We start from the raw sequence: 18,591 nt of genomic DNA on the forward strand, positions 1-18,591 counted from the left end.
CCCTTATTTGTTCGTAACTGAAGAGGTACGGCCGTGTTCATGCGCCGGGCGAGTGGGAAGACTCACCACCCGCGGCTGCGGCAGGAAGAACAGCACCAGTGCGAAAACCAGATAAGCCAGGTACACGGCCAGCACGCTGACGGTCGGCGCATCCTGATAGCCGAACATGCCCGCAAGCACCGAACCGGTCGGGCCATCCATGGGCAGCGTCGCGCTGATGTCGAAGACCACGGTCTGGAAGTGGTTCCACAGGCCAGCCTCATGCAGTGCCTGAACCGAATTGGCGAGAATGCCCGCTGCCACCACCAGAATGAACAGCCCGGTCCAGCGGAAGAAGCGGCTCAGGTTCAGGCGCATGCTGCCGCTGTAGATCGCAAAGCCGATAGCCACGGCGATGATCAGGCCGAGCAGGGCGCCCAGGGGCGCACTGGCACCTTCACTCTGCTGGAAGATCGCCAGCAGGAAAAATACGGTTTCCAGGCCTTCGCGGGCCACGGCGAAGAACACCATGCCGATCAGCGCGTAGGTCTGGTTTTTCGAGCCGGCCAGGGCCGCGTCCAGCGAGGCATGCAGTTCATGCTTGATGGAGCGCGCGACCTTGCGCATCCAGAACACCATGGAACTGAGAATGATCACCGCAACCAGGCCCACCAGGCCCTCGAACAGTTCCTGTTGCTTCTGCGGAAACTCGGCGCTGACCAATTCCAGTCCGCCACCGACGAACAGCGCCAGGGCACAGGCCAGGAAAACGCCGATCCATACCGCTGGCATCCACTCGCCGCGGCCAGTCTGCTTAAGGTAACTGGCAATGATGCCAACGATAAGCGCGGCTTCAATCCCTTCGCGCAACATGATCAAAAAAGGAACGAGCATTTATCACCGGTGTAAATCTGATAAGGTGTGCGGCGTGAACGCGGTCGCAAGCCATTCGCATTCAGCCAGTGTGTAACATAATGATACTCATTATTGAATGCGCGTACCGGTTTTTTTGCTTTTCCCAGGGTTTGTGCATCAGACGCAGCGCAGAGTGTTGAGTGATCGACTGCACATGCGAGCGGCGCCTTTCTGGCTTGCCGCGCTGGCTCCTAACCTATCGCTGCTCGCAGGGTTCCCGCGAACTGCTCTGCTGCAGGGCTCAACCCGAATCCGGTTCGGGTAATCAATCCGATCTCCCGATTGACCCCCGCATGTTCAATCTGCACCTGCACCAGATCGCCTCGCCCCTCGTCGGCCGATTCTGGTAGCAGTGTCATCCCCAAACCCTGACGCACCAGCGCCATGACCGTCGACATGTAGTTCGCTTCAAGTCCCGGGGTCAGCGCCAGGCCTTCTTGCGCGAACAGTTGCTCGACTCGCTCCCGCACGCTGCTGTCGCGGCCAGTGAGGATGATCGGTTCCCCGGCCAGCGCCGCCAGAGGAATCGTCAGGCGTTTGGCCAGCGGATGATTTTTCGGCACGAACAAGCTCAGGCGGTCGACCATGACCACCTGGAAATCCAGCCCGTGGCGGGTCCGCGCCCGTACGCCCAGGCCAAAATCCACTTCGCCTTCGCGCACCATTGCATCGATGCGTTGCGCAACCACGTCGCGCAGACGCACTTCGACGCCGGGGAATTGCTCGCGGAAGCGTTTAAGGATTGGCGGCAGGGCGCCCGAGCACAGTGAGGGCAGGGCCGCGAGGGTGACAACGCCTCTGCGCAAGGCCGCCAGATCCCGTGAGCCGTTGACGATGTTGTCCAGATCCAGCAACAGCTTCTCCATTGGCCCGCGGTTGTTCTGCCCGGCGGCGGTCAGGCTGACCTGACGCGGGCTGCGTTCCAGGAGGGTAACGCCCAGCCATTCTTCCAGTTGCTGGATCTGCACGGTCAGGGCCGAGGGTGAAAGGTTCAGCTCGACGGCCGCTTTGGCGAAGCTTGCACTGTTGGCCACCGCCAGGAACGCACGAATGTGCTGGATCGAATTTTTCATCGGCTTCATCCTTTCGATAATTCGGTTTTTCCGAACATAAGGCTGTGAACATTTCAATTTACAAAGCTTACCCTCGTTTCGATACTCGCTGAAAACAACAACCGCTCGTTCCGCCGCCCGCCGGACAGGAATGACAAGGACCGCCCATGCTCGCCACCCTCGGTGTTATCACCATTCTCTGTTTGCTTGCGGCTGTCATGAGCAAGCGCCTTTCGCCTCTGGTTGCCCTGATCGCCTTGCCGATCATCGCTGCGCTGCTCGGTGGTTTCGGGCTGCAAACCAGCGGATTCATCATCACCGGCATCAAGAACGTCGCCCCCGTGGTCGGCATGTTTGTGTTCGCCATCCTGTTTTTCGGGGTGATGACCGACGCCGGCATGCTTGACCCGATCATCGACCGCATTCTGCGCACCGTCGGCACGCGTCCCACGCGCATTGTCGTGGGTACTGCGCTGTTAGCCCTGCTGGTGCATCTGGACGGTTCGGGTGCCGTGACCTTTCTGGTGACCATCCCTGCGATGTTGCCGCTGTACACGCGGCTGGGCATTGATCGACGCATTCTGGCCTGCGTGGCCGCCATGGCCGCAGGGGTGAATTTCCTGCCATGGACCGGTCCGGTGCTGCGCTCCTCGGCGGCATTGCATGTGCCAGTGGCCGAGCTGTTCCAGCCGCTGATTCCGGTGCAGATCGTGGGTCTGGCCTTTGTCTTCATCAGCGCCTGGTTGCTGGGACGTCGCGAAGAGAAACGCCTGGGGCTGGGCCGCCATCAGGGGGCAGGGGCCAAGGTTGATGTGGTGCCGGAGCGAGTGTTGAGCGAGCAGGAGCAAGTGCTGCGCCGCCCGCGGCTGTTCTGGCTCAATCTGCTGCTGACGATTGTGGTCATGGCCGTGATGATCGCCGGCTGGGTCGATCCGGTGGTGATGTTCATGGTCGGCACGGTGCTGGCGCTGTGCATCAATTATCCGAATGTCGACGCGCAGCGTGCCCGCATCGACGCCCACGCCAAGACCGCGCTGACCATGGCCAGCATTCTGCTTGCCGCTGGCGTGTTTACCGGGATCATGCAGGGCACCGGGATGCTCAAGGCCATGGCGGAAGTGGCGGTGGCGCAGATTCCTGCCGGCCACGGCAAGCTGATTCCGATGGTGGTGGGCTTGCTGTCCATGCCGCTGAGCATGCTGTTTGACCCCGATTCCTTCTATTTCGGCGTCATGCCGGTGATCGCCGAAGTCGGCCGTTCGCTGGGTGTCGACCCGTTGCAGGTCGCTCAGGCCTCACTGTTGGGGGTGCACACCACCGGTTTCCCGGTCAGCCCGCTGACGCCCGCGACATTCCTGTTGGTGGGGCTGTGCAAGGTCGAGCTGGCCGATCATCAACGCTTCACCATCCCGTTTCTGTTTGGCGCATCGGTGTTGATGACCCTCACCGCACTGCTGTTGGGAGTGTTTTGAATGAAGACTTTACGCATTGGCGCCGGCGCCGGTTATTCGGGCGACCGCATCGAACCTGCTGTGGAGCTGGCCGACAAGGGCGCGCTGGACTACCTGGTGTTTGAATGCCTGGCCGAACGTACGATTGCCTTGGCGCAACAGGCGCGGCTGGCCAATCCCGAGGCCGGTTACGACCCTTTGTTGAGCGAGCGCATGCGCCGCGTGCTGCCGTTTGTGGCCCGTGGCCGTGAAACCGGGCAAAAGCGCCTGCGGGTGATCAGTAACATGGGCGCGGCCAATCCCTTATCAGCGGCCCGGGAGGTACGGCGAATAGCGGCAGAGCTTGGGCTGCACGGATTGAAAGTCGCGGCGCTGACCGGGGATGACGTGCTCTCACAGATGACTCCCGAGCAACGGCTGGATAACGGCGAAACCGTCGGGTCGCTGGGGGAACGACTGATCTCGGCCAATGCGTATCTGGGGGCCGAAGGTATTGTCCAGGCGTTACGGGCCGATGCCGACGTGGTGATCACGGGACGTGTGGCCGACCCTTCATTGTTTCTGGCGCCGCAGCTGTATGAGTTCGGTTGGGCGCAGGACGACTGGACACGCCTGGGGCGCGGCACGTTAATCGGTCATCTGCTGGAGTGCGCGGGACAGATCACCGGTGGCTATTTTGCCGATCCCGGCGTGAAGGATGTCCCGGATCTGGCGCGTCTGGGCTTCCCGCTGGCTGAGGTGGATGCCGAGGGCAGGGGGGTGATCAGTAAGGTGAAGGGTTCCGGCGGACGCATCGACACCGCCACCTGCACCGAACAGATGATTTATGAAGTGCATGATCCCAAGGCTTATCTCACGCCGGACGTGACGGCGGATTTTTCCGGCGTGTCGTTCAGCGTAGTGGCGCCCAATGAGGTGCGTGCCGAGGGTGCCAACGGTCGCGCTCGCCCACAGACGCTGAAAGTCTCGGTGGGTTATCTCGACGGCTGGATTGGCGAGGGGCAGATTTCTTATGGCGGACCAGGGGCGTTGGCCCGTGCCCGATTGGCGCGAGAGGTGGTGCTGGAGCGCCTGAAGATCATCGGAGTCGTGTTTGACGACGTGCGCGCCGAACTCATCGGTGTCGATTCGTTGCACGGTGCTGAACTGGGCTCGCGTACGTCGGGCGAGCCTTGGGAGGTGCGTTTGCGGGTGGCGGGTCGTTGCGCTGACAAAGCCCAGGCGTTGCGCATCGGTAATGAAGTGGAAACCCTCTATACCAATGGCCCGTATGGCGGCGGCGGAGCGACCAAGAACGTGCGTCAGGTGGTGGCGGTGGCTTCGCTGCTGTTGCCCCGGGATGCTGTTACACAACGGGTTCATCTGGAGGATGCATCGTGAGTGCAGTCAAATTGCGAGAATTGGCCCATTCGCGGACCGGCGACAAGGGCGATACGTCGAACATTTCGGTGATTGCGTTCAAGGCCGAGGATTATCCGCGTTTGCTCGGGCAACTGACCGCCGAGCGTGTGGCGGCGCACTTCGCTGAGTTGTTGGGCCCGCAGGCGGGTGCTGTGCGGCGGTATGAGTTGCCCAATGTGCGGGCGCTGAATTTTGTCCTGCCGGGGATACTGAAAGGTGGGGTGACGAGGTCATTGGCGCTGGACGCGCACGGCAAGGCGCTGGGGGCGGCGTTGCTGGATATTGAAATCGAGCAGTGAGGGCCGTCCTGGCGTGCGGACTGTTTCGCTTTGGCGAGTACTTTTCAAGAGCCAAAAGTAACCAAAGAACCTGCCTGCTGGGTGGTCCTGCTTCGTCGGGCTCCTGGCTGCTGGAAGAACGAAAAAGTCTGCATGACGCGGAGCGTCGGCGAATGTGTTCCCACGCAGAGCGTGAGAACGATCAAAATACAGGGTGTTTCAAAAAATCGGATTAATGGCCCTTTGGTCTTCAATACTATCGATTCCAGGCAGCTGCGAATTATTTTCAAAAAACATGTGAGGTAAATCCTGTCGGCATCCGTGTAGTGAGAATCAGATTCGTTTCGCAACGAACGCTCTTCACTACTCGACACCTCAGGTTTACCCGTTCATGACAGCTCAATCCGGTTCTCGTGTGTCTGCTTTTTCCGCTCTTCGACCTGCCGCGCTGCTGGGGATGTGCTCGGCGACGGCATTGCTGTGTTCGCTTGGCATGAGTTCCCTGGCCAGTGCCGAAGAGATGCAGCTGGATGCAGTCAACATCGATGCCGATTCGCAGACCGAGGTCAGCGAAACCGAGCACAGCCGCACCAGCTACCAGGCGCGCAAGGCGTCGGTCGCCACACGCACCGAGACCCCGCTGGTGGAGGTGCCGCAGACCGTCAACGTGGTCACCAACCGGGTCATCGAGGACCGTCAGCCGAACAGCCTGGACGAGGCAATCAATGCGGTCAGCGGGGTCAAGCAGGGCAACACGCTGGGGGGGACCCAGGACGCTATCCAGAAGCGCGGCTTCGGCACCAATCGTGACAATTCGATCATGCGCGACGGCATGCAATCGGTGCAGGCGCGCAACTTCACGCCCACCACCGAGCGCATAGAGGTGTTAAAGGGCCCTTCGTCGATGCTCTACGGCGTTCAGGATCCGGGCGGCGTGATCAACGTCGTCACCAAGAAACCGCAACTGGTCGACGCCCATTCGATCTCCGCGTTCGGCACCAGCTTTGGGGGCGGCGGCGAACAGATCGATCTCACCGGCCCGATCGGCACCAACGGCCTGGCCTATCGGCTCATCGCCGACAAGCAGAACTACGATTACTGGCGCAACTTCGGCAGCATCGACCAATCGGTGATCGCGCCGTCGCTGGCCTGGTACGGCGATGACACCACGGTTTCGGTGGCCTACGAGCACATGGAGTATTCGGTGCCATTCGACCGCGGCACGCAGATCAACACCAAGACCGGCAAAGTCCTGGACATCCCGCGCACCCGTCGTCTGGACGAGCCGTTCAACGTCACCACCGGCCGCTCCGATTCCCTCGATCTGCGCATGGATCACCGCCTGAACGATACCTGGACCCTGCGTACCGGCTACGCCTACAGTCGCAATTACTACAACGACTACCAATCGCGTTTCATCTCGGCCAACTACACCACAGGTGCAGTGACCCGTCGCGGCGATGCCACCCGCGATGCCGTGCAGTTCGCTCACACCGCCACGGTCAACATGCTGGGCGACCTGTACTGGGGCGATATGCGGCATGAAGTGCTGTTCGGTGCCGATTACATGAAAAACGATCGTGAGTTGGGCGATCTGTACCGCAGCGCCAACAAGGTGGATTTCAACTACAACTCGCCGGTTTACGGCGCCACGGCCCAGCCGAGCGCGGTGAGTGCGGCCAACAGCGACCAGAGCGATCACCTGCGCACCCACGCGTTCTTTGTGCAGGATGCGATTCACCTGAACGACCAATGGATTTTCCAGGCGGGCCTGCGCTACGACGCGTTCGACGAATTGACGGGCAAGGGGCGACCCTTTGTGGTCGGCGCCGATGTCAAGGACAGCAAAGTGGTGCCTCGCGTCGGCCTGGTTTACCTGATTCAGCCGGACTGGTCGGTGTACGGCAGCTACACCGAGTCGTTCCGCCCGAACACGTCGATCGCCACCCCGATTGGCGATCTGCCGCCGGAGGAGGGCAAGTCCTACGAGATCGGCACCAAATTCCAGAATGATGCGATCACCGCCACCGTGGCGCTGTTCAATATCAACAAGAAGAACGTGCAGACCAGCGAAGCCTGTGGCACCGAGACCTGCACCCGGGTCTCCGGCGAAGTGCGATCTCGCGGGCTTGAAGCGGACATCACCGGGCAACTCAACGAGTTCTGGAGCATCACCGGCAGCTATGCCTACACCGACACCAAGGTTCTGGAAGATCCGATTCTCAAAGGCCAGCCACTGGACGGCGTGTCCAAGCACACCGGTGCCGTTTACCTGACGCGAGACTTCGGGCATGTCGGTGTCGGCGACCTGCGCGCCGGTGCCGGTGCGCGCTTTGCCAGCCGCTGGGGCGTCAACGATGGGACCGGGACCGAGTACTACCTGCCGTCCTCGAAGGTCGCCGATGCTTTTGTCTCCTACAAGATGAAGCTGGACGAGCGCGACCTGACCCTGCAACTGAACCTGAAAAACATGTTCGACGAGACGTACTACACCTCGTCCAGCGGCCTGGGTTCGCCGGCGATTGCCATTGGCGAGCCGCGTCAGTTGGTGGCGCGGGTCAAGCTGGATTTTTAACCACTGGTGATGCCGCGTCCCGAACCGGGTCGCGGCAGCGACGAACTGACACTGAACATGCTGGCCCACAGTGGATCACCACCTGCCACCGCTATTCATAAGGAATCAATATGACTGCCTGCTTGCCCACCCTCCGCGTGCTGTCGTTCGCTGCGGGGTTGTCGCTGGGATCGGTCGCACTCGCCGCGCCCCCCATCGATCCGGCCCTACCGGATTACACGCCGCAACCGGCACGCCCGTTCGCCGATGCCCGTTTCGTCGACAAGGACGGCGCATTTCGCATTGCGGGCGCCGACCATGTGGATTTCATCGTCAAGCGCTTCAACGACGCACTGATGAAGATGCACCCCGACTGGCGCTTCCGTATCGAGTCCAAGGGCACCACCAGTGCGGTGCCATTGCTGACCCACGGTGTGACCCTGTTCGGCGCCATGGGCCGGGCGATCAATCCGCTGGAAACCAGCGCCTACAGCAAGATCGTCGGCAGCGCACCACTGGAAATCCGCGTTGCCTACGCCAGCGATGACACCTCGCAGCATCTGGCGACGTCTTTGGCGGCCTACGTCAATCGCGCCAATCCCATCGACACCCTGAGCATCGAGCAGATCAACCGCACCCTGACCATTGGCCATCCCGGCGGGGATTTTTCCCGCTGGGGGCAATTAGGCCTCAAGGGCGAATGGGCCGCGCGGATGATTCATCCCTACGGGACGCCCGAGTTCACCGGTTTCGGGACTTACATGCAGAAGGACCAGTTAAATGGTTTGCCGTTGGCGCCTAACTACGAGGCCTATGGCAAGACCGAGCTGATTCTCGAACGTCTGGCGGCTGACCCGGCAGGCATCGGCATCGCCGCAATTGGCTTGGCAAACAAGCAGATCAAGCAGCTCGGTATCCTCGACCCTAAAACCGGCAAGATCACCACCGGCACCCCCGCGCAGGTGGCCGACGGCAGTTACCCCTATGGCCGGTATCTGTATTTCTACCTGCGGCGCGAGCCGGGCAAAACCATCGACCCGCTGGTGCGCGAATACCTGCGATTCGTCCTGTCGCGTCAGGGGCAAACGCTGATGGCCAGCCAACCCAAGGGTTATCTGCCCCTGAGCGCCGAGGATGCGCGTACGGAAATCGCCAAACTTGATGAGGCAGCGCCGCAATGAAGACAGTTCTGAAACACACGCTCAGCACGCTGACCCTGTTGGCCTCCAGTCTATCTGTGGCTGCGCAAAGCCTGACGCCGCCGACCGATGCGCCGTACCTGACCCGCGAGGGCGCTATCGCCATCATCGGCAACGACGGCATGCACGACCTGATGAACAACTTCAACACGCTGTTCACGCAGCAGCATCCGGGGTTCAGGTTTGCATTGACCGCCAAGGGGTCTTCAGTGGGTATTCCGGCCCTTACTGCCGATGCCACGGCCATCGCGCCGCTGTCCCGCGAGGCGTGGCTGGGCGATATGCATGGCTTTGAGCAGGTCAAGGGCTACGTGCCGCTGGACATTCGCATCGGTTATTCGGGTTTCGGCCCGCGTGCACCGCACAAAACGCCGCCTGCGGTCTACGTCAACGCCGCCAACCCGCTGCCTGGCCTGACCTTGCAGGATCTGGCGCGCATCATCACCGCCGGCCAGCCTGAGGGCGACCTGAATACCTGGGGCCAAGTGGGGATCGAACATCATGCGGCGCGGCGCATTCACGTTTACGGCCTGCGCGACGACGGCGGATTCGCCACCAATCTGCGCATGGACAAGCTCGGCGGCAAACCTTTCAGCGCCCAATACGAAGCGCTGAACAGCCGCGAAGCGGTCATCGATGCCGTGGCTAACGACCCTTATGGCATCGGCCTGACGGGATGGGTCGACGCCAGCAAGACCGCCAAAAACGTGCGCGTGCTGCCGCTGGCTGCCAAGGCAGGCGAGCCGTTCAGATCACCGGACTACGAGACCGTCGCGGCGGGAGCTTATCCGCTGTCGGCCTTTCTTCATCTGTATGTCGACAACCCGCCGGGCCGGAAGCTGCCGCCCTTCATCAAGGAATACCTGCGCCTGGCCTTGTCCGACGAAGGCCAGAAAGCGGTGCGTGAACAGCGCGACAGCGAGCAAGGGTATGTGCCGTTGAGCGCGGCGGATCTGCAGGCAGAACGTCACAAGCTGGAGGGGCTGTAGGCCTGCCGCTGCTGTTGATTGCGCCGAAGGCATGGAGGCCTCCGGGCAGAACAAGCAGCGCCGGTGGCGCAGGCTGAGGGCATCAACGACTGCGGCAGAATCGATTGAGGAGTAAGCTGTCGGTCTCTTTCGCTTTCGTGCCCCACGCCCGCGTGCATCAGGACAATTCCCCCGCAATGAGTTCTTCAGCTCCGTTCGCTCCACCGCCCTCACTGTTTCTACCCTTGACCGAAGAGGATGCGCGGGCGCTGGCGGCGGGCGGGTCGCTGGACGATTTTCTGCAGACAGCGACACGCGCTCAGCTTGCCGCACTGATGCTGCTGCTCAACCTCAAATCACTGGTCCTGCACAACACCCCCATCGAGAAGCTGGAGCGCATGCTCGACGACGTGATGCGCACGGCGAAGTCGATGGAAGAGGCCGGGGGCACGTTGGCCGATCTGTTGCGGCTACGCTTTGATCCCGCGCATCTGGCCGACGCCCTGCAAGTGCTGGAGATCGCCGGCATCAGTCTGTTGGAAGAGCACCAGGTCCAGGATCGCCACTACCTCGATGAAGAGGGGCATTGGGATTTCGGCTTTGGCAAACGCCACCGTCAGACCCTCGAACCGCTGACCCGCGAGATCGTTTTGACCACGGGCGACGTGTTGCACCTGAGCGATCAGCAAAGCCGGATCTTCGATGAATTTCGTAGCTGTCAGGATGAGTCTTTCCACCTGCAGGCCTATGCCGGGGTGGGCAAGACGTTTCTGCTGGCCAAGTTCTTCGAAACCCTGCCGACCGACACGACTCTGCTGATGGCCACCTACCCGCAACAGGTCACGGCGCTGAAAGACCGCATCCGGCAAAGCGACCCCGGTCGCAAGTTGCACGCTTGTACCTTTGGCCATATGGCCAACCTGTTGCTTAACCGGGACCAGACGTCGGCCGGCTGGCGCAACACGGGCAGGCAGCGCACTGGGGCCGATTCGCTGGTCTGCGATCAGCAAATCGTCGAGTGGCTGCAGCTGCAAAACGTCGGCAGCCTGCCACCTCGCCAGGTGGCCTGGGTCTGCCGCACTGCGGTCTACAGCTTCTGCCTCTCGCCTCTGCCGACCCTCGAAGCGCGGCATTTGCCGTCACTGGGCTATGCCGCCAGCCAGGCCGACATTGCCATGTTGCTGGAGTACAGCCGCCTGCTGTGGCGCGAAACGGTCCGGCCTTCGGCGCCGCAGATTCGTTTGCCGGTACGCAACAGTCATCGCATCAAGTTCCTGTCGCTGACCCGCGACGTGGTGTTTGAAAACTTCACCCACATCATCATCGACGAAAGCCATGAACTGACGGCTCCCATGGTGCAGATCCTGGATCGCAGTCCACAGGCGGTGATCACCCTGGGCGATGAGTTCCAGCAGCTCAGTGGCAAGGCTCCGCGGCACGGTGGCAGCATCCGTCAGCGCTTCATGACCCAGTCCATTCGCGCCGGACGGCAAATGGCCGAAGTGCTGAACCCTTTGATCCAGTTGCACCCCAGCGATATCAAGGAGGGTTTCGTCGGCCGAGCACCTCACCCGACGCGCATCATCGGCCACAGCGTCATGCCCATCCCAGAGCGGCCGACCACCATTCTTGTTGCCAACGAATGGGGCCTTTTTGCCTGGTTCAAGCGTCTGACCGAAGCGGGTGCACGCTTCCAGTTGCCGCCCGCCACCGCTCAGAACCTGTCGTTGTTCGTCAAGGGACTGGTGCTGCTGTATCGCGAGGATTTGCGTCCTCAACACCGGCTGATCTTCCGCTACACCCACTGGGACGCGCTGGCCTCGGCCATGGGTGGCAGTCATGAATTCAAGGCTGTGCATGAGTGGCTGGGGCAGGGCAACACCGAGCAGGACTTCAGCGAGGCTTTGCAGCGCTTTTGTGGTGAGCCGGGCGCGATCATCAAGCTGGCGAAGGTCGAAGATGTGAAAAATCAGGAGTTCGATACCGTCCTGCTGTCCCGCGACCTGATGCGCCCGCCGCGTAGCGGTTCACCCCATTCCCTGGCCAGCGTCTGCTCACTGCTCTATACCGCCAGCTCCCGTGCGCGGCATGAGTTGCTGCTGCCGGGAAATTTGAATGACTGGCTGCAGGACATCGGGCGCAAGGAGGGGTAACCGGCATAAATGTGTAGGCGCTGGCTTGCTGCGGGTTCGGGTTGCACGGGTGCGAGCGTGGCAGGCGACTTATCCAGCTGACCCGACGCCTTCGCTGCGGTCGTAACCTCCGGATTTATTGAGTGACGACAGCCGCGCTGCGCCACTGCTTCGGACTGACCCCGAACCAGCGCTTGAAGGCACGGGAGAAGGCGCTGGTTTCCGAGTAGCCCAGCATCGAGGCCAGTTGGGTGATGCTCAATCTCTGTCGCTTTAAGTGGGCAAGGGCCGATTCCTGTCGAATCTGGTCGACCAGTTGCGTGAAGCTCAAGCCATGGTCGCGCAGCTTGCGTTGCAGGGCCCATTCGGACAGGCCCAGATGATGAGCAATCTGCTCCAGCACCGGTTCGCCCAGAGGGAGGCTGGCGACGATGATCTGGCGGGCGCGGTCGAGCAGGCCGGTTTCACTGCCAAGGCCGCTGCCGTTCTCGCCCAACTGGCGGATCGCGTCCTTGATCAGCATCAGCAGGATCGGGTCGCTGCCGGGCATGACCTTGTCGACCAGATCGCATTTGGGGATCAGCAGGTAATTGCAGCCTTGCGCGAATTGCACATCGGCCCGAAAGGCATCGCGGTGCTCGTGCCAGTCCTGTGGCTTTGCATGGTCGAAGGCGACCTGCCGAGGCGCCCAGTCGTGGCCGAGTACGTGGCGCACCAGATTTAACGCCATGCCCAAGGTCAACTCGGCATCCTGACGGCACTCGTTGATTGCGCCGTGCCGCACCTGATAGTCGAAGCGGTAACACTCTCCCATATCCACCAGTTCGATCAGCGTGCTGTGCTGGTGGAAGGGGAATGCGGCGCAGAAGTTGATCAGCGCGGCTTCCAGCGTCGGCGAGCACAGGCCGATGTAGCCCAGCAAACCCAGGGCCTGAGGCTGAAACTGTTGCCCGTAGCGCAGGCCGAAATTATCGCAGCCCGTCTGCCGTGCCGCCTCTTCCAGGACCTTGCAGTAATTGGTCAGCGGCAGGCTCAGGGTTGGGTGCAGCAACTGCTCGGGGTCGATGCCGGAGCGCCCGAAGACGTGGTCCAGGTCGCCGCCGTGTTGCACGATGAAGCCGTCCAGACCGTTGGCGGCAGCCGACAATACACCGCGATTACTGGCGGCGTTGCTGGGAACAGCGTTGGGGATGAGGGTCTGAAGCATCGGGGTAAACGGCCTTAACGGTCTGTATGAATTTTATTCAAGCAAATGTCATACCTTTTTCCGGCGAAAACTCCTCGGTGATCGGCCGTGGCGCCACTGGTTGCCCGAACCTGTGGGCGCGAGCTTGCGCGCGAATGCTCTGGCGCAGGCCTAATGAGGTGTCGGATGTACGGACCTCTTCGTGAGCAGGCTTACCTGCACAGATGATTCGCTGTCGAAAAGGGCGGCAGAGCGCGCAACGTATCTGCTACTCAACGACCCACTCGGCCAGCGCAGCGTTTGATGCCGGGATGGCAAGCGGCCTCAATCATGACCTGTAATAACGCAAGTCTTCCGATCCGTGCGCCAGCATCGCGCACCACGTGCCAACGCCCGCAAAACTTGACCGCACAGGACAAAACACGCTTCGCACGGTCAAGCCTTGGTCGTACAGCGGTGGCTATGCTCGGCGTCAGGCAAATACCGTCGCTTGGCTACCGGGGTGCACAGACATGACTGTTTCACAACTCAAACCGACATTGGGAACCCTGCACCTGTGGGGGCTGGCCGTGGGCCTGGTGATTTCCGGCGAGTACTTCGGCTGGAGTTACGGCTGGGGCACCGCAGGTACCCTGGGCTTTCTGGTGACCACGCTGATGGTGGCGGTGATGTACACCTGCTTCATCTTCAGCTTTACCGAACTGACCACTGCCATCCCCAATGCAGGAGGGCCGTTCGCCTATAGCCTGCGTGCTTTCGGTGTCAGGGGCGGGATGATCGCCGGCCTTGCGACGTTGATCGAATTCGTCTTCGCGCCACCGGCGATCGCCATGGCCATCGGCGCCTACCTCAACGTGCAATTCCCGTCACTGGACCCGCGCATCGCAGCCATCGGCGCGTACATCGTGTTTATGACCCTGAACATCCTCGGTGTCAGCATTGCCGCGACATTCGAGCTGGTGGTCACGGTGCTGGCGGTGGCCGAACTGCTGGTGTTCATGGGCGTGGTGGCGCCGGGCTTTAGCTTCAGCAACTTCGTGCTGGGCGGCTGGGCCGGTTCCGACACCTTTAGCCTGCCGGCGATCAGCGGCATCTTCGCGGCGATTCCGTTCGCGATCTGGTTTTTTCTCGCCATCGAAGGCGCCGCCATGGCCGCCGAAGAAGCCAAGGACCCGAAACGCACCATTCCCCGCGCCTACGTGGCGGGCATTCTGACCCTGGTGGTGCTGGCGATTGGCGTGATGATCTTTGCCGGTGGTGTCGGCGATTGGCGCACCCTTTCAAACATCAACGACCCGCTGCCACAAGCAATGAAAGCCGTCGTGGGCAACAACTCCAACTGGATGCACATGCTGGTGTGGATCGGCCTGTTCGGGCTGGTAGCAAGTTTCCATGGCATCATCCTCGGCTACTCCCGTCAGTTCTTCGCCCTGGCGCGGGCGGGTTTCCTGCCGCCGAGCCTGGCCAAACTGTCGCGCTTCCAGACCCCGCACCGCGCGATCATCGCCGGTGGAGTGATCGGTATCGCGGCGATCCTCAGTGATGGCCTGATCAATCTGCAGGGCATGACCCTGACCGCTGCGATGATCACCATGTCGGTATTCGGGGCTATCGTGATGTACATCATCAGCATGCTCAGTCTGTTCAAACTGCGCCGCAGCGAGCCGAACCTTGAGCGCAGCTTCCGCGCCCCGGGCTATCCAATCGTGCCGGGCATCGCGCTGGTGCTGGCGGTGGTCTGTCTGGTAGCGATGGTCTGGTTCAATCTGCTGATCTGCGGCATCTTTGTTTGCCTGATGGCGGTGGGTGCACTGTTCTGCAAGGTGGTACGCAGTCGTGGTCCGGTGTTCGCAGTCGCCGGTTAATCAACGGGATCGAGAGAAGGAAGGTTGCCCATGAGCTTCGCCCACAGCATCGGTGGCATGGTCTGGCGGTTCGACAGCCTGCGCGAACTCATGGCCAAGGCCAGTCCTGCACGCTCTGGCGATTTCCTGGCCGAGGTCGCCGCCAGCAGTGATGCCGAGCGTGCGGCGGCGCAAATGGCCCTGGCCGACGTGCCGCTCAAGCGCTTTCTCAACGAAATGCTGATCCCCTACGAAGAGGACGAGGTCACGCGCCTTATCGTCGATAGCCATGATCGTGCGGCGTTCAGCACGGTCAGCCACCTGACTGTCGGCGGGTTCCGCGACTGGCTGCTGGGCGACGATGCCACCGGGGCCAGCCTCAAGGCCCTGGCGCCGGGGCTGACACCGGAAATGGCCGCCGCAGTGTCGAAAATCATGCGCGTGCAGGATCTGGTGCTGGTGTCGCAGAAGATTCGCGTGGTGACGCGTTTTCGCAACACCGTGGGCCTGCGCGGACGGATGTCGACCCGCCTGCAACCCAACCACCCCACCGATGATCCCGCGGGCATTGCCGCCAGCGTCCTCGACGGTCTGCTCTACGGCAATGGCGACGCGATGATCGGCATCAACCCGGCCACCGACAGCGTCAGCGCTATCAGCGAATTGCTGAAGATGCTCGACGGGGTCATCCGTCACTACGACATTCCCACCCAGGCCTGCGTGCTGACCCATGTCACCTCGTCGGTGACGGCCATCGAAAAAGGTGTGCCGGTTGACCTGGTGTTTCAGTCCATCACCGGCACCGAGCAGGCCAATAGCAGCTTCGGCATCAGCCTGGAGATTCTGCGCGAAGGGTATGAGGCGGGCCTGAGCCTGAATCGCGGGCCGCTGGGCAACAACCTGATGTACTTCGAAACGGGGCAGGGCAGTGCGCTCTCGGCCAACGCCCATCATGGCGTCGATCAGCAAACCTGCGAAGCCCGCGCCTATGCGGTCGCGCGGCATTTCAACCCGTTTTTGGTCAACACGGTGGTCGGCTTCATTGGCCCGGAATACCTGTACAACGGCAAGCAGATCATCCGCGCGGGCCTGGAAGACCATTTTTGCGGCAAGCTGCTGGGCGTGCCCATGGGTTGCGACATCTGTTACACCAACCACGCCGAAGCCGATCAGGACGACATGGACGTGTTGCTGACCCTGCTCGGGGTGGCGGGAATCAATTTCATCATGGGCATTCCCGGTTCTGACGACGTGATGCTCAACTACCAGACCACTTCGTTTCACGACGCCCTCTACGCGCGCAAGACCCTTGGGCTGCGTCCGGCCCCGGAGTTCGAAGCGTGGCTGACACGCATGGACATTCTGCGCCAGGATGACGGCGGCGTGCGGTTGGGGCAGGGAGTGCCGCCGCTCTTCCGCCAGGCACTGGCGCAGTTGAAATGAGGATGGGCGATGAGTGACGACCACAGCAAAACACCCGCTCAGGTCGATGCCTGGCGCCAGTTGCGTTCGCTGACCTCGGCGCGCATCGCGTTGGGTCATGCCGGGACCAGCCTGCCGACCAGCGCGCAGCTGGATTTCCAGTTTGCCCATGCGCAGGCCCGGGACGCGGTGCATCTGCCCTTCGATCACGCGGCGTTGAGTGAGCAACTGGCGGGCCGCCAGCGCGAAACCCTCACCGTCCACAGCTCGGCGCCTGATCGCAATACCTACCTGCAACGGCCTGATCTGGGGCGGCGCTTGTCACAGGATTCGGTCGCGCATTTGCGCGATTACGCCCAGGCCCATCCCGAGGGTTTCGATCTGGCTGTGGTGGTCGCCGACGGTTTGTCTTCACTGGCAGTACAGCGTCACAGCCCGGCGATGCTTGAGCGCATCGATCAGTTGGCAGCGGCCGAAGGCTGGAGCGTGGCACCGGTGGTGCTGGTGGAGCAGGGCCGGGTTGCGGTGGCCGATGAAGTCGCCGCGCTGCTCAAATGCCGCATGGTGGTGATCCTCATCGGCGAGCGCCCCGGCCTCAGCTCGCCGGACAGCCTGGGCCTGTACTTCACCTTCGCTCCCCGCGTGGGCTTGAACGACGCGGCACGTAACTGCATCTCCAATGTACGGCTTGAAGGCATGAGTTATGCGATGGCCGCGCACACGTTGCTGTACCTGATGCGCGAGGCCTGGCGTCGACAATTGTCAGGCGTAAGCCTCAAGGACGAAGCGCATGTGCCCGTGCTGGAAGCGGGTGAAGAAGCACGGCCCGGGAATTTCCTCCTCGGCGGGTGACGAATCTGATCGCAACTGTCCACTGCGCTGCCAGACGGGTGAGCATCAGGCGCGCCGGGTCATACCCGCTGCCCGGACCAAAGATTGGCGTCCCAGGTGCAGGGCAATTATTGCCAGTCCCTGAAGCCCTCCTGCTATCGCCAGTACCCATAACTCACCGTGCGCACCCTCAACCAGCGTTTCAACGCTGCCGAAGAATGCCGGGGCGAACGCGTAGCAGCCCTGAGCGATGGCGACGATCAAGGTCACCACGCCAATGACCTGCTGGCGCGGAAACTCCGACTGGACAATGAGCGGCGGCAACGATGTGGCGTTGCCGATGCCCAGGCCGAACAGCATCATGCCGGGCCACAGAAACACCGGGCTCAAGCTGATCCCCATCAGTGTCAGGCAACCCAGCCATTGGCAGCCATAGCTGACGCAGGCAGCGGTGCGACGGTCGGTGGTCGGCGACATCAACCGGCCGGACAACAGCCTGCCGGCGATAGCGCTCGCGGTTGCCAGGCCCATCGCCAGCCCGGCCTGCGCTTGCGTGATGTGACCCACCAGCAACACGAACAACTGGCTGATCAGGCCGATCTGCGCGAACAGCCCCAGAGACATCGCCAACGACAACGTCAGGAGCTGCCGATTACCCCGCAACGGTATCGCTGAACCGGTCGGCGCTTGTACCGTTTGCGGCAATACTTGAGCGTTACCGTCGGGGTACTGACCCAACTGCTGCGGCTGAACGCGAAATACCTTCCAGCACAGCGTCGCAATGACCGTGATGCTCACAATCCCCACGCCGATGGCCGACCGTTGAAAGCCGAACTGGTTGATCATCCACACCCAGGCCGACGAAAAAACCACACCGCCGATGCTTGCGCCGTTATAGGCCATTGCCAACGCGGCTGGACGCTTGTTCACGAACCATGGGGCGATGATCGCATTGACCGCCGCGGCGCCCATCGTCACCCAGCCGAACCCGCTGAGTAAGGCGGCCACGAACAGCTGATAAGGCTGCTCGGCAACTGACCAGCCATAAACGCCCAAAGCCAGCACGATGGCTCCGGTGACGGTGGTCCGAGGCAGACCGACACGTCGATAGAGGGCCGGCAAGTTCACTACGATCACGGTGCCGGCCAGAAAATGCACCGTCACCGCAGCCGAGCACATCGCCAAAGACCAGCCGGTCCGTTGCATCACCGCGTACAGGAAAATCGGCGGGCCATAGAAGCCGATGCCCCAGCCGAAGGCCGCCATCACAAACGTTGCAGCCACCACGTTGCGGCCAAAAAAACTCGGTTGACTCATGGGTATTTCTCTTTGGAGGGTTTGGCCGCAGTATGGCGAGCCTGTACGCGGACACTTCGGGA

The 18,591-nt window shown here is 61.7% G+C and carries 14 protein-coding genes; 10 read left to right on the forward strand and 4 right to left on the reverse strand.

The features are described 5' to 3' along the window. Nucleotides 1-3: 3 nt before the first annotated feature. Both efeU and EC915_RS00715 read right to left on the reverse strand, forming a co-directional pair. Nucleotides 4-873 (reverse strand): iron uptake transporter permease EfeU, encoded by an 870-nt coding sequence (efeU, locus tag EC915_RS00710; protein ID WP_133748611.1) that lies wholly within the window; start codon nt 871-873, stop codon nt 4-6. A 212-nt stretch (nt 874-1,085) separates the two neighbouring features. Beyond that, a complete protein-coding gene (locus EC915_RS00715; protein ID WP_133748612.1) occupies nt 1,086-1,967 on the reverse strand; it encodes a LysR family transcriptional regulator in 882 nt (293 codons plus the stop codon). Nucleotides 1,968-2,113: 146 nt separating this feature from the next. On the opposite strand from EC915_RS00715, the gene EC915_RS00720 reads away from it, so the two are divergent. The 7 genes from EC915_RS00720 to EC915_RS00750 all read left to right on the forward strand — a co-directional run bounded on the left by EC915_RS00720 (nt 2,114) and on the right by EC915_RS00750 (nt 11,950). Further along, nucleotides 2,114-3,418 carry a CitMHS family transporter gene (locus tag EC915_RS00720; RefSeq protein WP_133748613.1) on the forward strand — a complete coding sequence of 435 codons (1,305 nt, stop codon included), beginning with the start codon at nt 2,114-2,116 and terminating at the stop codon, nt 3,416-3,418. Then, nucleotides 3,419-4,777, forward strand: coding sequence for an acyclic terpene utilization AtuA family protein (locus EC915_RS00725; protein ID WP_133748614.1), 1,359 nt, complete (start codon nt 3,419-3,421; stop codon nt 4,775-4,777). Beyond that, nucleotides 4,774-5,097 (forward strand): hypothetical protein, encoded by a 324-nt coding sequence (locus tag EC915_RS00730; RefSeq protein WP_133748615.1) that lies wholly within the window; start codon nt 4,774-4,776, stop codon nt 5,095-5,097. Before EC915_RS00725 ends, EC915_RS00730 begins: the two co-directional genes overlap by 4 nt. Before the next feature lie 427 nt (nt 5,098-5,524). Further along, nucleotides 5,525-7,651 (forward strand): TonB-dependent siderophore receptor, encoded by a 2,127-nt coding sequence (locus tag EC915_RS00735; RefSeq protein ID WP_133749385.1) that lies wholly within the window; start codon nt 5,525-5,527, stop codon nt 7,649-7,651. 110 nt (nt 7,652-7,761) lie between these two features. Then, nucleotides 7,762-8,811, forward strand: a complete 1,050-nt coding sequence (locus EC915_RS00740) for a PstS family phosphate ABC transporter substrate-binding protein (RefSeq protein WP_133748616.1) — start codon at nt 7,762-7,764, stop codon at nt 8,809-8,811. Beyond that, complete coding sequence (locus tag EC915_RS00745; RefSeq protein ID WP_133748617.1) at nt 8,808-9,818, forward strand: PstS family phosphate ABC transporter substrate-binding protein; 1,011 nt, start codon at nt 8,808-8,810, stop codon at nt 9,816-9,818. Before EC915_RS00740 ends, EC915_RS00745 begins: the two co-directional genes overlap by 4 nt. Before the next feature lie 176 nt (nt 9,819-9,994). Continuing rightward, complete coding sequence (locus EC915_RS00750; RefSeq protein ID WP_133748618.1) at nt 9,995-11,950, forward strand: hypothetical protein; 1,956 nt, start codon at nt 9,995-9,997, stop codon at nt 11,948-11,950. 115 nt (nt 11,951-12,065) lie between these two features. Here the strand turns inward: EC915_RS00750 and EC915_RS00755 are convergent, their stop codons facing one another. Further along, nucleotides 12,066-13,136 (reverse strand): AraC family transcriptional regulator, encoded by a 1,071-nt coding sequence (locus tag EC915_RS00755; protein ID WP_133748619.1) that lies wholly within the window; start codon nt 13,134-13,136, stop codon nt 12,066-12,068. 491 nt (nt 13,137-13,627) lie between these two features. On the opposite strand from EC915_RS00755, the gene eat reads away from it, so the two are divergent. From eat to eutC, 3 genes are read left to right on the forward strand one after another with little or no spacing between them, the layout of a single operon-like run. Beyond that, nucleotides 13,628-14,980, forward strand: coding sequence for an ethanolamine permease (gene eat, locus EC915_RS00760; RefSeq protein WP_133748620.1), 1,353 nt, complete (start codon nt 13,628-13,630; stop codon nt 14,978-14,980). 30 nt (nt 14,981-15,010) lie between these two features. After that, nucleotides 15,011-16,402 carry an ethanolamine ammonia-lyase subunit EutB gene (locus EC915_RS00765; protein WP_133748621.1) on the forward strand — a complete coding sequence of 464 codons (1,392 nt, stop codon included), beginning with the start codon at nt 15,011-15,013 and terminating at the stop codon, nt 16,400-16,402. A 9-nt stretch (nt 16,403-16,411) separates the two neighbouring features. Beyond that, nucleotides 16,412-17,233 carry an ethanolamine ammonia-lyase subunit EutC gene (gene eutC, locus EC915_RS00770; protein ID WP_133748622.1) on the forward strand — a complete coding sequence of 274 codons (822 nt, stop codon included), beginning with the start codon at nt 16,412-16,414 and terminating at the stop codon, nt 17,231-17,233. A 45-nt stretch (nt 17,234-17,278) separates the two neighbouring features. Here the strand turns inward: eutC and EC915_RS00775 are convergent, their stop codons facing one another. Then, nucleotides 17,279-18,529, reverse strand: coding sequence for an MFS transporter (locus tag EC915_RS00775; protein WP_133748623.1), 1,251 nt, complete (start codon nt 18,527-18,529; stop codon nt 17,279-17,281). Nucleotides 18,530-18,591 lie beyond the last annotated feature (62 nt).

Origin of the sequence: Pseudomonas sp. LP_7_YM (genome assembly GCF_004364435.1) — a bacterium.
Classification (GTDB): Bacteria; Pseudomonadota; Gammaproteobacteria; order Pseudomonadales; family Pseudomonadaceae; genus Aquipseudomonas.

Bases quoted from the DNA above. Each gene is read 5' to 3' on its own strand.
- EC915_RS00715 (WP_133748612.1), bottom strand. From the start codon at position 1,967: ATGAAAAATTCGATCCAGCACATTCGTGCGTTCCTGGCGGTGGCCAAC.
- EC915_RS00775 (WP_133748623.1), bottom strand. From the start codon at position 18,529: ATGAGTCAACCGAGTTTTTTTGGCCGCAACGTGGTGGCTGCAACGTTT.
- EC915_RS00725 (WP_133748614.1), top strand. From the start codon at position 3,419: ATGAAGACTTTACGCATTGGCGCCGGCGCCGGTTATTCGGGCGACCGC.
- eutC (WP_133748622.1), top strand. From the start codon at position 16,412: ATGAGTGACGACCACAGCAAAACACCCGCTCAGGTCGATGCCTGGCGC.
- efeU (WP_133748611.1), bottom strand. From the start codon at position 873: ATGCTCGTTCCTTTTTTGATCATGTTGCGCGAAGGGATTGAAGCCGCG.
- EC915_RS00745 (WP_133748617.1), top strand. From the start codon at position 8,808: ATGAAGACAGTTCTGAAACACACGCTCAGCACGCTGACCCTGTTGGCC.
- EC915_RS00750 (WP_133748618.1), top strand. From the start codon at position 9,995: ATGAGTTCTTCAGCTCCGTTCGCTCCACCGCCCTCACTGTTTCTACCC.
- eat (WP_133748620.1), top strand. From the start codon at position 13,628: ATGACTGTTTCACAACTCAAACCGACATTGGGAACCCTGCACCTGTGG.
- EC915_RS00755 (WP_133748619.1), bottom strand. From the start codon at position 13,136: ATGCTTCAGACCCTCATCCCCAACGCTGTTCCCAGCAACGCCGCCAGT.
- EC915_RS00740 (WP_133748616.1), top strand. From the start codon at position 7,762: ATGACTGCCTGCTTGCCCACCCTCCGCGTGCTGTCGTTCGCTGCGGGG.
- EC915_RS00765 (WP_133748621.1), top strand. From the start codon at position 15,011: ATGAGCTTCGCCCACAGCATCGGTGGCATGGTCTGGCGGTTCGACAGC.
- EC915_RS00720 (WP_133748613.1), top strand. From the start codon at position 2,114: ATGCTCGCCACCCTCGGTGTTATCACCATTCTCTGTTTGCTTGCGGCT.